Below are 432 nucleotides of genomic sequence, written 5' to 3' on the forward strand. Positions count from 1 at the left end.
AATGCACCTAGTAGGAGTCGAACCTACAACCTTCTGATTCGTAGTCAGACACTCTATCCAATTGCGCTATAGGTGCAAAATATGCCGAGGACCGGGATCGAACCGGTACGGTCATCACTGACCGCAGGATTTTAAGTCCTGTGCGTCTGCCAATTCCGCCACCCCGGCATTATAAATTGACATAAGCGGAAGACGGGATTCGAACCCGCGACCTCCACCATGGCAAGGTGGCGTTCTACCACTGAACTACTTCCGCATAAATGCCGACTAGAGGATTCGAACCTCCGACCCCCTGTTTACAAGACAGGTGCTCTGCCAACTGAGCTAAGTCGGCATACATGCTATTTATATAAATAATGAGCCGTGGCGGGTTCGAACCGCCGACCCTCTGATTAAAAGTCAGATGCTCTACCAACTGAGCTAACGGCTCAA

5 tRNA genes are annotated in these 432 nt (G+C 50.5%); all 5 read right to left on the minus strand.

The features are described from left to right. Positions 1-2: 2 nt before the first annotated feature. A tRNA-Arg gene (locus AC6UD2_RS06695) sits at positions 3-76 on the minus strand. A 6-nt stretch (positions 77-82) separates the two neighbouring features. Beyond that, positions 83-168, minus strand: a tRNA-Leu gene (locus AC6UD2_RS06700). Between the two features lie 16 nt (positions 169-184). Next, positions 185-256, minus strand: a tRNA-Gly gene (locus AC6UD2_RS06705). Positions 257-261: 5 nt separating this feature from the next. Then, positions 262-334 (minus strand) — tRNA-Thr (locus AC6UD2_RS06710). 23 nt (positions 335-357) lie between these two features. Further along, a tRNA-Lys gene (locus AC6UD2_RS06715) sits at positions 358-430 on the minus strand. Between the last annotated feature and the right edge of the window lie 2 nt (positions 431-432).

The organism is Fructilactobacillus sp. X2R5C2, from assembly GCF_059901375.1.